General features: G+C 37.8%; 7 protein-coding genes. 4 read left to right on the top strand and 3 right to left on the bottom strand.

The annotated features are described in order from the left end of the window. Nucleotides 1–473: 473 nt before the first annotated feature. Both ACFIKB_RS00705 and ACFIKB_RS00700 read right to left on the bottom strand, forming a co-directional pair. Nucleotides 474–5,132: a translocation/assembly module TamB domain-containing protein gene (locus ACFIKB_RS00705; protein WP_375644370.1), complete on the bottom strand. Its 4,659-nt coding sequence runs from the start codon at nucleotides 5,130–5,132 to the stop codon at nucleotides 474–476. Continuing rightward, a complete protein-coding gene (locus ACFIKB_RS00700; protein ID WP_375652567.1) occupies nucleotides 5,132–7,096 on the bottom strand; it encodes an autotransporter assembly complex family protein in 1,965 nt (654 codons plus the stop codon). The genes ACFIKB_RS00705 and ACFIKB_RS00700 overlap by 1 nt, the downstream gene beginning before the upstream one ends. Before the next feature lie 406 nt (nucleotides 7,097–7,502). On the opposite strand from ACFIKB_RS00700, the gene ACFIKB_RS00695 reads away from it, so the two are divergent. Beyond that, on the top strand, nucleotides 7,503–9,035 hold the full coding sequence (locus ACFIKB_RS00695) for a YifB family Mg chelatase-like AAA ATPase (protein WP_375635385.1): 1,533 nt from the start codon (nucleotides 7,503–7,505) through the stop codon (nucleotides 9,033–9,035). Between the two features lie 11 nt (nucleotides 9,036–9,046). Here ACFIKB_RS00695 and ACFIKB_RS00690 read toward each other — a convergent pair whose 3' ends face one another. Continuing rightward, nucleotides 9,047–9,952, bottom strand: coding sequence for a transporter substrate-binding domain-containing protein (locus ACFIKB_RS00690; RefSeq protein WP_375644369.1), 906 nt, complete (start codon nucleotides 9,950–9,952; stop codon nucleotides 9,047–9,049). Nucleotides 9,953–11,463: 1,511 nt separating this feature from the next. Between ACFIKB_RS00690 and gyrB the strand changes: the two genes are divergently transcribed. The 3 genes from gyrB (at nucleotide 11,464) to ubiB (ending at nucleotide 16,386) form a co-directional block, all read left to right on the top strand. Continuing rightward, on the top strand, nucleotides 11,464–13,896 hold the full coding sequence (gyrB, locus tag ACFIKB_RS00685) for a DNA topoisomerase (ATP-hydrolyzing) subunit B (RefSeq protein WP_375635383.1): 2,433 nt from the start codon (nucleotides 11,464–11,466) through the stop codon (nucleotides 13,894–13,896). 118 nt (nucleotides 13,897–14,014) lie between these two features. Then, nucleotides 14,015–14,797 carry a bifunctional demethylmenaquinone methyltransferase/2-methoxy-6-polyprenyl-1,4-benzoquinol methylase UbiE gene (ubiE, locus tag ACFIKB_RS00680; RefSeq protein WP_375635382.1) on the top strand — a complete coding sequence of 261 codons (783 nt, stop codon included), beginning with the start codon at nucleotides 14,015–14,017 and terminating at the stop codon, nucleotides 14,795–14,797. A 2-nt stretch (nucleotides 14,798–14,799) separates the two neighbouring features. After that, nucleotides 14,800–16,386, top strand: coding sequence for a 2-polyprenylphenol 6-hydroxylase (ubiB, locus tag ACFIKB_RS00675; RefSeq protein WP_375644366.1), 1,587 nt, complete (start codon nucleotides 14,800–14,802; stop codon nucleotides 16,384–16,386). Nucleotides 16,387–16,450 lie beyond the last annotated feature (64 nt).

The raw sequence follows: 16,450 nt of genomic DNA, 5'->3' as shown, positions 1-16,450 counted from the left end.
TCTTAAGATAAGCAATAAAAATACCTCTACATTTTCAAGTGAAAAGATTGTTAGCAACATGAGAAGCTGGAAACTAGAATGATAATGCCGGCTTATATCTTTAATAAATACTTATACCTTTATTGACAATGGTAGTATGGATTTTATACCATTCATAAGGGGTACTTTATATCATTTCACAAGCAATCTTATGAAATAGACTCAAGCGCACACTGAGAAATGTTTCTTTAAAACAAGCACATGAACTTGCAACACAATAGTGTTATATTTTGGAGTGTTCTGTTTGGGGGCTATTCATTATAAGAAAAGTGATCTCATTCAAAAACACAATAAACAAAAATCGAATATTTCAGATATATTTCTTCACGCCTCAAAAAATCTTCTTCTTTTATAGGACTTTTAGCCTATGTCTTCTTCCTAAGATTTAGAAATGAGAGACAAAAAACGAAGAATTTGTTTTTTAAATTCAATCTTTAATAATCTCTTTCATAAAAGAGACCAATACTAGAATTTTGTTCATTTCCTATGGCACCTTTAGCTTTGAGATGACGCGAAATATCTAAATTAATTGTCCCTTTCGTCGTTCCATCGGACCCTGCTTCAAAGCCCAAATAAATATTATTGTGTATGTAGCGTCCAATACGTAAGCCTGTATTACCCTTCTCATTAACGATAACATCAAGATCATCAAGCCCAATTTTAGTTCGTAAAGTATTCAACAAAGATGTATTAGAAGCACCTGCAAGATCAGCCGCTGCTGCTGCAAGTTGAGCAATCTGAAATGGTGATAATTCATTAAGAGAGCGATTAAAAATCAAACGCGCCAAAATCTCATCCTGAGGCAAATTCGGTTGTGAAGAAAAATTAATATCAAGATTATCAATCGTCCCACTTACAGTTACAGTGACTTGAATATCACCACTGTTATTGTTGGTTACAAAATAAACCGTAGGATTAAGATTACCGCTAAAACTCGCTTGTCCTTGATCAAAATTAAGACGTTGCGAAAGAATATCAAAACGTCCACGAATCATTCTAAATTCACCAACTGGATGCACATCATTCAATGGACCTGCTAGATTAATGAGTCCTCCCAGTTCAGCATCTAACCCTTTTCCGCGTACAAAAAATTGATTGCGTGCTGTAATGCGCATATTTGATAGCACAACAGATGAAGATTCTTGTGTAACAATCCGGCTTTTGCTTTTGTTCGTGTTCTTAACATCAGCACGTTCAAGTGTTGTTTGAATCGATTTAGTTAAATTCTTATTTCTGATATCAAGAAACTTGGCACTTTTAAAATGATCAGGAATAAAAACTTCAGCTTTTTCAACGATGATATCACCACCAAGAACAAGATCATTTAAAAAATGACCTGTCATTGTCATCTCACCTGATAATGTTGCTAGAATCATAGAACCATCATTATAATTGGCATTATCAAGATGAAATATCAAATCTGTCTCTAGACCATTAGAGATACGACCTGAAGCAGAAATTCTCCCCCCCTCAAACGAAGAAGCTGAAGCTTTCTCTATAAGGATATGATCACCGTTCAATTTGCCTTCAAGCGTTATATTATTCAACCCTACATTTGTTTGTGAATCAAAAAAGCTACCGTCGCCTATAGAAATATTTCCTATCAATTGTGGTTTTGATAACGCCCCATTAAGAGCTGTATCAATTCTTGCTGTACCCGTTATATGTGCACCACGCTTAGCTAATAAGAGATTAACAAAATCAAGAGGCATTATCCCTTTAACGTTTAATTTTGCCTCTGAACCGTTAAGAGATACAGGCCCATGGACGGAAAGATCTAATCCTTTATCTCCAGTAGCTATCATATTTTCAATATGAAAAGTCGATTTTTTATAAGAACCACGAGCATTTATATTGATTGACATCGGTCCTTTATACGTCATAGCGGTTAAACTTTGACTAGAAAGCTCAAAATGAGCAGATGGATCCTTCATTGTTCCACTAATATCAACTTTGCCTATCACTGTCCCATCAAGCGCTTGTCCTGCAATAAAACCATTTGCCAAACGTGCAGATAAATTTTGCAAATTAATATGAAGATCAAGCTTATTTTTCTCTAGAGATACACGCCCCTGAGCTTGTGCTTGTACTCCTTCTCCTGTTAAATTTGCATTCAAAGTAAGATTTTGATCTAAGGTTTTCCCCGTAGCAGAAAAAGAAAAAGGCATAATTTTTTTATCTTGAAAAGCAACGGTTGTCAGTCCCTCACCTTTTATATCGTAAGTTATATCAGGTTTTGTTAAATGACCACGAATCATAACCTGCCCTGTTACACTCCCTGCTGCTCCAAGATCAGCTTTCCACAGATTAACTAAAGTAGCAGGAAGCGCATTCATTGTAAGTTGCAAATTCAGGGTATCTTGAATATTCCCTGCTAAGATGATGTTGCCTCCATTTATTGCAATTCCTAATTCATTGATTGCCATTCCATCTTTATCAAAAGCAATTATGGATGGTTTCAGCAATTTTGCATGAAAAGTGTGTTGTTTTAGATCCACAGTTTCAATTTGCACTTCTCGTTTTATACTTTCTGGAAGTTCCTCAACCATTAAACGACCAGAAAGCTGTGCATTGAGAGTATCATGCAACATCGCTTGGACAGTAAAAACCGTTTGTCCATTATTTCTATCAGCGTGAGCATTTAAACGATTGACCATTATCAAAGGTGTTTGAATATGTTCTGCATTGATAACTCCTTCAAACTGTGTCATGCCAAAAGGATCGAATATATCAGCATCTATTGCCAATTTTTTTATTTTATTCTTGGAAAAATTCAAATGGTTAATATGCGCCTTCACATTGGTTTTTTGTCTGCCGTTTTGTTCATCAAAAATAAAATCTCCTTTTACTTCTCCACTACCATCCTGCAAAAATAACGCTGACAGTACGGAAATATCATCGGCATCAATATGCAGCGCTCCTTTCAAAAAACCGCCAAGTTGTTGAGAAAGAGCACCCGTTATTTTTGCACTTCCCCCTCTAATATCGATATTTTCAAGTTTTCGAATTTTATGAGAATCTTTAAAAGAGGCCGATAAATGCAAAGGTTTCTTAGCAAAAATCCCTTCACCTTTTATCACCCCCGTTAAAGCAGTAACTGGTGCTGTATTATCTACAAGTGCATCTATGTTAAATGTTGTATTTTGAAGTTTCTTCCCTACGATTAATGCTTCAGCAATATGGGCACGTGTATTTAGTTTTATATGGCTATTGCGCCCTCTCGCCGTACTTTCAATTGTAAGCGCACCGCTTATCTTTGGATCTAATTTGGACAAATCAGATATTTCAGCAGATAGATCCATTTTAGCGCTTTCATCTGAAAAATAACCATTAGCCTTTATGTTTGTATATTGATTTTTCAAATTAAAATGACGAAAAATGAAACCTTTCGTATTTCGCGTAGCACCACCTGAAAGAGTGATGTTTCCTTTGAATAAACGATCAAAAGACTGCACGCCTATTTTCATATCGTCAGCCATTCCTGATAATTGGAGATCAAAAATGCCACTCAATAAATTGATCGTTCCTTTGGCTTTAATATCGGCACTACCAGAAAGTGATTGTTTACTGAACACTTCCAAAGGAGTTAATGTTTGAGCTTTTAAACCGAGGTCGCCTTTAAAAACAAAACCCTCCATTGTCCCTTTTAACCAAGAAGAAAAACCCTGAGCCGTAACACTCAAATCATGAATCAAAATTGGTTTATTCGAAACAATATCCGTATCTAAATGCACATGAACCGCTTGGCTTAAATTTTCTACTAACGCTCCCTTAATCTTTTTAACCCCTTGAAGCGTCCCTTTAACCTGAACACCAACATGACGAGAAGCTGAATTATCAAGATTTTCGCTTACTCCTCCCATATCAAAAATTGCATCGCGAATATAAATATTTTTATTGCTTAAATGACCTACAACCAACCGCCCATTCCAAGATTGTTGCCCTTCGCGACCATAGTCAATGTTCAGAGCAAGAGTATTGGCAGGTTTTGGCACTTCTGATACAGGTAAATGAACAGACTCCTGTTCGTTATCAAGAGCCATTTTACCATCAACAAAAAGCCGCCGCAAAAATCCATCGGCAGTTATTTCAGCATTGGCTATAACATTCATTGCTTTGCTCTGAATAACCATCTGATCAAGGTGTGTCACACCTTCTTTTGTTCTTCTTGCCTTTGCTTTTAATGTTATATCAGATTCGAAGAGACTATGATATTGAGAAGGCATTAAAGGGCTCAGTGTTCCCTCTAATTTCGTAGAAAAACTGTGTCCTTCTGGAACACTTGCAAGAATAACATTACCATCTAAAATAGAATGATGATCAGACTCTAAAGAAAGTTTGATAACCAAATCATCAAAAGTACCATCACCTTTCACGACGAGATTTAGTGCTGGACGTTGTTCAATGTTAAAAATATTCGCCAAAATACCATTTTGTGGTTCGTTAGCAGAAATATCAATTTGAGCTGTACGATTACTATCAGATATCTTGGTGAGAACAGAAAAAGAACCCGGTGCATCTAAACGATGCGCCGCTATATCGACATCAAAATTACCACTAGCTAAAGTGAATTTGCCTTTTAGGGACATATCAGCAGAAAAACCAAAAAGATTCTGTTCAAATATCACATGTTGAGCTGTAAGCGTATTGATAGAAAGAGCAAGCGGCAATTTTGGTAAAGAGAACTTACCCGTCTCAAGGGAAGAAACAAAAGAAGAATTGCCTTGCGGTTTGCGTAAAAATGTAACCTGTTCTGCCGAAAGCTGGTTAATATCCATCCGCCCTCTCAGCAACGCTAGACGATTCCAATTCATTTTAGCATTGGTAATTTTAAGCCAAACCCCTTTTTTATCACTGACCGTAATAGCATCAATTGATGTTTGAGAAGACAGTGTCCCTTGCATATTGTGTAAACGAACTTGACGATTGGGCGCTGAAAGCTTTCGTTCAATTAAAGAAACAAACCATGAGCGATCATCTGTTTTCATTTCGCTAGAGGGAAGAGTATCTCCTCTTTGCGCAAAAACAAAACCACCCACCCCAAAAAACAAAAATACAAAGAAGAAAGCTGATAAATGTACACCTTTTTTCATTAAAATGCTTGCCCTATACCCACATAAAAACCAATGCGAGGATCACCCTTCTCTCTCTTTAAAGGAAAGGCTAAATCAACGCGTAAAGGACCAAGACCCGTCATATAACGACCTCCTATACCGGCTCCCCATTTAATTTTTTGAGAAAAATCAAAATTCGCCTTTTCCCCTACTAAACCTCCATCAAGAAAACCGACAAACCCTATTTTGTCATTTAAAGAAACACGCAATTCTGCCGATCCCTCAACAACTGCCCGTCCACCAACAACCGCATCATTTTCTGTTTTGATACCAATATTACGGTAAGCATAACCACGAACAGAGCCCCCACCACCAGCAAAAAAAAGCGTATTCGCGGGGATTTGTGCTGTATCATTCCCAAGAATTGTACCAAGCTTTGCCCGCGTAGCAAAAACAAAACGATTCCCTTCATCCAACGCCCAGTAAGAACGACCTTCTGCTGTTACTTTTGCAACAAAGTTGCTAAAACGCATCTCATAAAAAGGCTCAATGAAAACTTCACCATATAAACCTTTTGTTGCATTAAGCTTATTATTACGACTATCGTAAATCAAACCACTAGGGAAACCTATTGTTGTAAAATTACGGCTCCCAAAATAAATATCACGTGAATAACCATTTGAAACTTCTACAGCAGCCTGTCCCGATAGATTACCATTGAAAATATGCGTAATCCCTAATCTTCCTTTGATGGCTTTTGTCGTATAATTTTCTAGAACATCTTGTTGTATTTTTAATTCTGACCTGAGATCTGTATCTGGCGTGAGTACACCAGGCTTTATAAACGTGCCACCGAAAAGATAATCAAAATTTTTAAAATTATACGATTGCTTTTTATTGCCACCAACACCATTTATTTTTGTTTCAATTTTAAGAACCTCTGCATGACCAAAAAGATTGTTATGCATCCAATAAGCTTCAAAACCAGCACCATCTAATGTTGAATAGCTACCGCCTACACCAAAACGACGCGGTTTACGTTCTTGTACAACAAGTGCAAGCGGTAAACTGCCATCTAGATTAGTGGTATCAGCCTCACGTATATTGATAGCACGAAAAACACCAAGGCGCGCAAGACGTTCATTTGCCTTAGCTAACGCATCGGAATCGTATTTCTGACCTGGCTTCAATCCGGTCATCCATGCGATATAAGCTGAATCTACACGTGGTTTCTTACTTATATTACGCACACTTAAAGGACCATAATAAGCCTTTTGTCCAAGATCAACAACAATCCGTCCTTCAACACACAACGTAGCATGATCAGCCACGACCTCACTCTTCATAACTTTAGCTTTGGCATAACCTTGTTGACGCCATCCTTCTACCACCCATTTTTCTGCTTTCAAAATGGTTTCAGATTTAGCAATAGCCCCAACTTTATAGCCTAATTCTTCAATTGTGGGCATTTTATGCGCTTTACGTTTTTCAAACGGAGCTACTTTATCAATATCTGCAATACTAAAAACATATTGTGGACCGGCATTAATTGTAATAACAATATTGGATTGTGCTGGAAGTTGAGTTACCGGACTTAAATCAGCGACTTCTAAGCCATTAATTTTAATACTAATAACACCACCGTAGCGTCCATCAGCATAAAGAGCAGAAAGAATTGCTCGATAATCTGAACGCGCCTTGGCTAGCAAACCAGAAGAACTGGCGGATGCTTTCTCTTTATCAGCAACAAGAGAAGAAACAGATTTAACTATTTTTATACCTTCTAATGGCGCGCCTGGCGGTGCAACAACATCAACTTTATAAAATCTCTCTGTACTTTTGGCATAATTTGAAGGAGAATTTGTTTTCTTTTGACCAAAAAAAGGTATGCCGAAAAAATCAAATGCAGCAAGTGGCTGTGGAAAAGCAAAAGCGAAACACAAGCCTATAAATACACAGCGCACAGTCCCTGATTTTAACAAAATTCTTGCCTGGTATACCATAAAATCAGATACCTTATAATACACTTTGCATCTACTATACTTTAAATAATATAAAAATAAGAAAGGTAAATGTAATTACTTTGCACATTTTACACGTTTTATCACATCAAATAACACTCTGCGATACATAACGTCACCCTCCCCTTATATTTTCATAAAATTTTGCACTGTTGTATAACACGAACAGCCTCATTCTTTTTCCTTAACATATTTATTTAGCTTATTATAAATGTTTTATTGCGTCCCATACTATCATGGTTAAATTTGTACAAATGACTTTCCATGAGGACGCTAAAAAACTGCCTATGTATATAGATCTCTCTATAAAAAAAACCATAGAGATGCTTCTTGATTTTTATGCATAGATATGATTGTCTCTACAAAGTCTAAAGGGGAAAATAAATAAATGATCGCACGTGTTACAACTGTTGCTTTTCGCGGTCTAGAAGCAGTCCCTGTCGATGTACAGGTTATGATTTCGTCTGGTAAAATAGGAATGGCTATTGTTGGATTAGCTGATAAGGCAGTTGCAGAAAGCCGTGAACGTGTGCAAGCAGCCCTCCACGCTTGTGGACTTTCTATGCCTACTAAACGGATTACGATTAATCTTGCACCAGCTGATTTGCCTAAAGAGGGCTCGCATTATGATTTGCCAATCGCTGTAGGCTTAATGCTTGCTATGGGAATCCTCCCTCCTGAAGTAGCACAAGACTATATCATTTTGGGAGAATTATCACTGGATGGTTCACTTACCGCTGTTAATGGTGTTTTACCAGCTGCCATGACAGCTTTATCACTCGATAAAGGACTGATTTGTCCCTTCCAATGTGGACCTGAAGCTGCTTGGGCAAATGCAGAAATAAATATTCTTGCCCCAGAGACTCTGCTCACTATAGTCAACCATTTCAAAGGAACCCAAATTCAAAAACGTCCACAACCACGCCAATATACTATCGAAACTGAACTCCCAGATCTTTGCGAAATCAAAGGACAGAAAACAGCCAAACGTGCCTTAGAAGTTTGTGCTGCTGGACGCCATAACCTTTTGTTTGTAGGACCTCCTGGTGCTGGGAAATCTATGTTAGCGCAACGCTTACCTTCCATTTTGCCACCTCTTGATAGCCGTGAGCTTTTAGATGTCTCTCTGATTGCTTCTATTACAGGAGAAACGGTTCATAATACCATTTCACTTCATTGCCCCTTTCGTTCCCCACATCATTCTGCTTCCATGGCCGCAATGATTGGTGGGGGACTTAAAGGACGACCGGGAGAGGTCTCTCTTGCCCATAATGGTGTGTTATTCCTTGATGAATTGCCTGAATTTTCTCCGCAGGTTCTTGATTCTCTTCGTCAACCCTTAGAAAGTGGGGAATCGGTTATCGCCCGCGCTAATCACCATATTAGCTATCCTGCTCGCTTCCAACTCATTGCCGCAATGAATCCTTGCCGTTGTGGTATGGCAGGCGAAAAAGACCATGTTTGCGCTAAAGGAATACGCTGCCAAATCGATTATCAGTCCCGTATTTCTGGTCCTCTGCTTGACCGAATTGATTTACGGATTGATGTCCCTGCTTTGACAGCTATGGACCTTATGCAACCAGAACAATCAGAAAAAAGCTGCGATGTTGCCAAACGCGTCGCACGATGCCGTACCATTCAAGCTAAACGTTTTGCAACAATGGGGTTTGATCATATTCGCACCAATGGCGATTGCCCTGCCAAAATTATAGAACAGATTGCCATTCCTGATAAAAGTGCGACCATACTCTTACGAGATGTGAGTGAAAAAATGCACCTCTCTGCACGCGCTTATCATCGCATTCTCAAAGTTGCACGCACAATTGCTGATCTTGACGGATCAGATAATCTTTCACGCTATCATCTCGCAGAAGCTATTTCCTATCGACTAGGCGCAGAAAGATTAACAGCCCTTAACTAAAAAACTATTCATCAATAAAAACTTATTGGAAAATAACGCAAATAAAGTTCTGTAAGTTTACCATCCTCTTCTAGAGATTTCAGCGCATAATTGAGTATATCAACCAATTTTTCATTCTTTTTTGCAACAGCAAGCTGCATTCCTTGTCCCAATAACTGTGGCGCCATATATGCCCCCCCAACAAAATGGCAGCAATCAACAGATTTTTGTTTTTTGAACCATAACGATAAAGCAAATCCATCATCAAAAATAAGGTCAATTTTACGCTCTTGTAATGCTTTATAGAGCTCTTCTCTCTTTTTAAATTCTTGCCATTTTGCTTTAGGAAAATAATGATGAAAGAGCTTTTCGTGAATACTTTTAGACAAAACACCACTGGTTAAATGTACCAATTGATCGCTTATTGGCTCATCGAGATCTAAAAGTCGAGAAGCAACAAATCGCGCTGGAAAGCGCAAATATGACTTTGTAAAAACAAGATCTTGCTGGGTTTTACTTGTTTCTTTTAAACCCGCAATAATGACTTCTGCACCACCATTTTTAACATATTCTACAAGCTCTTTCCAAGGAATTACTTCTACTTCACAAAGCTTCTCTAATTTTAATTTTGAGCAAATAGCGCGCAATAAATCGATATTATAACCTGCAAGATGCCCCGTTTGATCAAGGAAATTAAAAGGAGGAAAATCAAAAGTTGTTACAAAACGCAAACGAAGAATATCCGTCGTATCAGGTTGTACCAAATGTTCATGCGAATCAAAAAAAGAAGGCAACCTTTCAGCTTCTGCGTAAGAGGAAAATAGAACCCCCCCTGCTACAAATAAAATACGAATAAAAATATTGTATGGATTATTGAATAAAAAATACCATAAACGCAATTGAAGATGTTTTATATATATAGATTTTTTTATTTTCAAAATCTCTCCCCCATTTTTAAAGCTAAGATGCAACTCTTCTCGATTATTATCTAACGCTCTTCACCAAAATATCTGGCGTTTAATAAATAAAATTCTTGCTATTTTTAAAAACCATTGAAAATGCCTAAGCTTTTGGTGTTAATTTTCCCAAATGAATATATAAAAAGTAATTTGAGAGAAAGGCGATTTGATTTTTTAAATATAAGAAATAAGCTGTACATACTTTAGTGGCACACTCCATTTTATCAAAATATCCCACGTATTTTAAAATATTAAGACACTGATTTGTAATGATAATTTATTATTTATATGTTGAATAAAAAACTTTATTTCGAATCTATTTATATTGAAAATATCAAAACCATTTTCTTGCGTATCACAACCAGAGGGAGTATATAGACACTATTAAAGAAAAGAGTAAAAATACCCTTCAAATGCCGAGGGGTCTCTCAACATTAAGGTTGTGTCAACATTTAAGAGCTGGAAAATAAAATGATGCTGCTGGTTTGCATCTTATTGTCAATATGGGCAAGATAGGGGACATGAATCTTGTAGTATTCACAGGGTATTGTGCGTTATACTATTTAAACATCGTTGTAAAATGAGTTTAGGAACATTGAGAGATGTTTCTTAAAAAAGCGCGTGAATAACAGCGCAATGGGGCTTTGTTTTAAATAAGGGACGTAACCTCCATTACAGGAATGAGAAAAACAAAAGCGTAAGACAATGCGTCATCACCCCCATTCTTTAAAAACATCGCCGTAGACGTTTTTAAAAGTTGTAAAACTGAATAAAAGAACGATAGTGGAAACGTGTTTTTACATTTACGCCTTTATATTTTCCACATTTTAAAGATGCCACAAACCAATATACCCAATATTTTCGCCTCAATCTAATATATAAAAATTTGAGCTGCTTAGAGAGCTCGTAACCTTTGTTTTAAATATACGGCAGCATTAGAATTGAAAATTGATTTATGGATAAAACAAGTAAGACCTTTGTTAGTCTAACACAAAAATGTATAACTAATTTTGAAACATTACGCATATGCAAAAATAAACAAAATAAATAGCATCATTATTGTAAAGCTTAATTGACCTCATTCCCACACCTCAAAGGAAAAGGATTCCTACTAGCGTTGACGTCTAGACAGTCCTGCTTCTCTCGACTAATTCTTTGGGGCTATCCACTCATGCAATTTACTTAACTAAAGGTTATACAAATAAACCCTGCTCCGAATATTCACCACACACTTTAAAAATACTTAATGTATCAAGGTAGTGCTTACTTTCCTTATATCACCATATCACCGCCCTAAATGACGGAGTTTTACGACATAACAGTACAATCTCATTTCATCATTCTCTTCATTATATATCGACAGATATTGAATCTAGTTCTGATATACGGTAAATGTTTAATGTGGTTATTCCATAAATAACTGATCAGAACATTAAGCTTTAAAAAAGCAGATAGAATATTGTAAATTGAACACAGGAATGGACTAACTTATGAGTGATGAAATAACCTCAGCGGCACAAAGTGATGATTATGGCGCTTCTTCTATCAAAGTCCTCAAAGGCCTTGATGCTGTACGCAAACGTCCTGGTATGTATATCGGTGATACTGATGATGGATCGGGTTTACACCATATGGTCTATGAAGTTGTAGACAATGCTATCGATGAAGCTTTAGCCGGTCATGCTACTCTTGTAAACGTTACACTCCATGCTGATGGTTCTTGTTCTGTTCGTGATAATGGACGTGGAATTCCGACAGATATCCATCCAACAGAAGGTGTTTCTGCAGCTGAAGTTATTATGACACAGCTTCATGCCGGCGGAAAGTTTGATCAAAACTCTTATAAAGTTTCAGGTGGATTACACGGTGTTGGCGTCTCTGTTGTGAATGCATTATCCGTTTGGCTTAAATTGCAAATCAGACGGAATGGTAAAATTCATGAAATATCATTTACCCACGGAGTGGCTGATGCTCCATTAAAAGTTATTGGCGATTGCGATAGAGAAAGTGGAACAGAAATCAGATTTTTACCAAGTTCTGAAACTTTTACTATGGTTGAGTTTGATTTTGAAACTTTGGAGCGCCGTTTACGGGAATTAGCCTTTCTAAATTCTGGCGTTTATATTCTCCTTGTTGACGAGCGTCATGCTGATACTAAATCAGTTGAATTACATTATGAAGGTGGATTAACGGAGTTTGTCAAATATATTGATCAATCAAAAAAAGCTCTGCTTGATAATCCTATTTACATTGCAAGTGAAAAAGATGGTATGAGCGTTGATGTTGCCCTATGGTGGAATGATTCCTATCATGAGAAGGTCCTGTGTTTTACCAATAATATTCCTCAGCGTGACGGTGGAACTCATTTGATAGGTTTTAGAAGTGCCCTTACGCGCCAAATTAATGGCTATGCTGAATCTTCAGGTATTGCTAAAAAAGAAAAAGTAAACTTAACCGGTGATGACTGCCGTGAAGGATTAACAGCTATTCTTTCTGTGAAAGTTCCTGATCCAAAGTTTTCTTCACAAACAAAGGATAAGTTAGTCTCTTCTGAAGTGCGTCCTATTGTTGAAAATTTGGTCAATGAAGGTCTTTCAGTATGGCTGGAAGAACATCCTCATGAAGCAAAACTTCTCATTAGTAAAGTGGTAGAAGCTGCAACAGCACGTGAAGCAGCACGCAAAGCACGTGAACTCACAAGACGAAAAGGGGCGCTTGATATCACTTCTTTACCAGGAAAACTTGCCGATTGCCAAGAACGTGATCCTGCAAAATCAGAAATCTTTATTGTCGAGGGGGATTCGGCTGGCGGTTCAGCAAAAAGTGGGCGCTCACGTCAAAATCAAGCAATTTTACCCCTTCGTGGTAAAATTCTCAATGTTGAACGAGCACGTTTCGACCGCATGCTCTCATCTGATATGATTGGAACACTTATTACAGCTCTTGGAACGTCTATCGGTAAAGATGAATTTTCACCGGATAAATTACGTTATCATAAGATTATTATCATGACAGATGCGGACGTTGATGGAGCCCATATTCGTACTCTGCTGCTCACTTTCTTTTTTAGACAAATGCCCGAGTTGATTGAACGTGGGCATCTTTATATTGCTCAGCCTCCTCTTTATAAAGTATCGCGTGGAAAATCTTCCCAATATATTAAAAATGAAGCAGCATTTGAAGAATTCTTGATCGATACTGGATTAGAAGAAACAACGCTTGAGCTTTCAACGGGAGAAGTTCGTGCAGGGGCTGATTTGTATCAACTCGCTAAAGATGCTCGTATATTACGTCAACTTTTAGATGGTCTTCATACCCGTTATGACCGTAATATCGTTGAACAAGCAGCAATCGTTGGCGCTTTTAATCTTGAAGTCTTTGCAACACAAGAAAAAGCGCAAAAAATAGCAGATACTATAGCACACCGCCTTAATCTGATTGCTGATGATATGGAACAAGGTTGGAGTGGACAATATACAGCAGATGGAAACTTATGTTTTGAGCGTATTTTGCGTGGTGTTAAAGATGTTGTTACGCTTGATGTGGGACTTATAAATTCAACTGACGCACGCCAAATTGATCGCATTTCCCAAAATTTTATCGACATATATCATCCTCCTGTTCTTTTACGTCGCAAAGATAAAACAGAGCGTATTTTTGGTCCTATGAGCCTTTTAGAGAGCATTTTTACAAACGGTAAAAAAGGTATTACTCTTCAACGTTATAAAGGTCTTGGGGAAATGAATGCTGAACAGCTTTGGGAAACAACGCTTGATCCTAATGCACGTTCTCTTTTACAAGTAAAAATTAATGATGCAACCGATGCAGATTCACTCTTTTCTCGTCTCATGGGTGATGAAGTTGAACCTAGACGTATTTTTATTCAAGACAATGCCTTAAGCGTTGCCAATCTTGATATCTAAAGGTACTCTTCTGTTTTTAGCTGTGTAAATGTCGCAGTTTTATACGTTGTTTTTTCGTATTTGAACATTCCCTCTTTATTTCATTTACGATAAAAGAAAAATAAGGAAGGTCATACACATGGCAGTTGAAACAGAACGTGTAGGAGCCAAGGGTGGCATGGAGCACTCTTTTGGTTTTACAAGAGTAGATGAAACACAAAAACAATCCATGGTGGATGGTGTGTTTCATTCTGTTGCTGAAAATTATGACAAGATGAATGATATCTTATCATTAGGGTTACACCGTGTGTGGAAAAATTCCATGATTGCTTGGCTTTCCCCACCAGCACTTTCTCATTGGAAAGTTCTTGATGTCGCTGGCGGTACAGGTGATATTGCTTTTCGTATTCTCAATGCTTCACGCCAAAAAGCCCATGCTACAGTGCTTGATATTAACGGCTCAATGCTCAACATTGGCAAAAAGCGCGCACAAAAAAATGGTCTTGCCCCTCTGATTGATTTTGTTGAAGCCAATGCAGAAAATCTACCTTTTGAAGATCAAAGCTTTGACGCTTACACTATTGCTTTTGGAATTCGCAATGTTCCTCATATTGATCAAGCTCTTAGAGAAGCTTTTCGTGTTTTAAAGCTCGGTGGACGTTTTTTATGTTTAGAATTTTCAAATGTCGAGACGCCTCTGCTGGATAAAATTTATGATCTTTGGTCTTTCCATGCTATCCCTAAGCTTGGTCAATTTATTGCAAATGATGGTGATGCTTATCGTTATTTGGTTGAATCTATCCGCAAATTTCCTAAGCAAGATGATTTTGCCCATATGATCAAGCATGCAGGATTTTCGCGGGTATCGTACCGCAATCTCACCGGTGCGATTGCAGCGCTGCATTCAGGTTGGAAAATTTAAAAATGGTGCAAATTTCCCCTTACCTTCAATTGATGCATGCAGGATGGGTTTTAGCACGTGAAGGTGTTTTAAGTGCTCTTCCTCATGATGATCTTCAAGGATTTCCAGCGCTATGTCATCGTATAGCGAGTGCATTAGCACGACGCAAAACGAAAAAAAAACAGCGATCTGAAAATATTTCGTATGCCATTAATAAGCTTGGACCCTCTTACATAAAACTTGGTCAATTTCTTGCCACAAGACCTGATATTGTTGGGCGTGATATTGCGGAAGATTTGTCACAACTACAAGATCGTGTCCAAACATTTTCTTGCACTGCTGCTGTTGCTCAAATTGAAAGTTCTCTTGGTCGCTCTATCGATGATTTATTCATAAATTTTTATCCCCCCATTGCTGCAGCTTCTATTGCTCAAGTTCATCCAGCTGAATACAGTGATGAAACTGGTCATACGAAAAAATGTGCTGTAAAAGTTATTCGTCCTAATATCAGAGCACGTTTTTCTAAAGATCTTAGAGGATTCTATCTCATTGCTCACTTACAAGAGCGCTATATCCCTGCCTCTCGAAGGCTTCGTCCTGTTCGTGTGGTAGATACTTTAGCACAAACAACACGCATTGAAATGGATTTACGTTTAGAAGCAGCGGCTATATCTGAAATGGCTGAAAATATTCAACATGATACAGGCTTTCGGGTTCCACGTATTGACTGGGAACGGACAGGACGTAATGTTCTTACAATGGAATGGATTGATGGTATCAGAATATCCGAAATTTCCAAACTCAAAGAAGCAGGATTTGATTTGCAGGCGCTTGCCATTACGCTTATTCAATCTTTTCTTCGTCATACATTGCGTGATGGTTTTTTTCACGCTGATATGCATCCTGGTAATTTATTTGTAGATGCAAAAGGATGTATTGTTGCTGTTGATCTAGGCATTACAGGAAGGCTTGGCAAAAAAGAAAAGCATTTCCTTGCTGAAATCCTTTATGGCTTTATTACCCGTGATTATCATCGGGTTGCACGCGCCCATTTTGAAGCCGGTTATGTTCCTTCACACCATAACATTGAAAGCTTTGCGCAAGCCAACCGCGCTATTGGCGAACCAATACATGGACAATCAGCACAAAGTATTTCCATGGCTAAATTGCTCACTTTATTGTTTGAAGTCACTGAATTATTTGACATGCAAACGCGACCTGAACTTTTATTGCTGCAAAAAACGATGGTTGTCGTGGAAGGTGTTGCCCGCACATTAGACCCCACTTTTAATATGTGGAAAGCTTCTGAACCTGTTGTCAAAGAATGGATTAGTAAAAATTTGGGACCTGTAGGCGTTGCAAAAGACTTTAGTGAAGGAGCGCAAGCTCTCCTTTCGCTGGCACGCAAAACACCACAATTGGTTCAAAATTTCCAACGGATAGAAGAAGATTTCGATCAAATGAGAAAAACAGGTTTTAATCTTTCTCCTGCCACCATCAAACAACTTGCTGTCGAACAAAGTCGTAGAAACCGTTATGGTCGTTATAGTCTTTTCATCATTGCGCTTTGTTGCGTTTGTCTCACTTTTTACTTTTTTCATCTTTTCTAATTTCCTTAATATGCTAAAAATATCAACGATGAAATCATTGCAATCATTTTATTTCTTGGAGGTA

The sequence above is a fragment of the Bartonella sp. MR110HLJHH genome (assembly GCF_042194225.1).
GTDB classification, from domain to species: Bacteria; Pseudomonadota; Alphaproteobacteria; order Rhizobiales; family Rhizobiaceae; genus Bartonella; species Bartonella grahamii.
The sequence above is the reverse complement of the archived record's forward strand: the minus strand, read 5'-3'. Positions and strand labels throughout refer to the sequence as shown.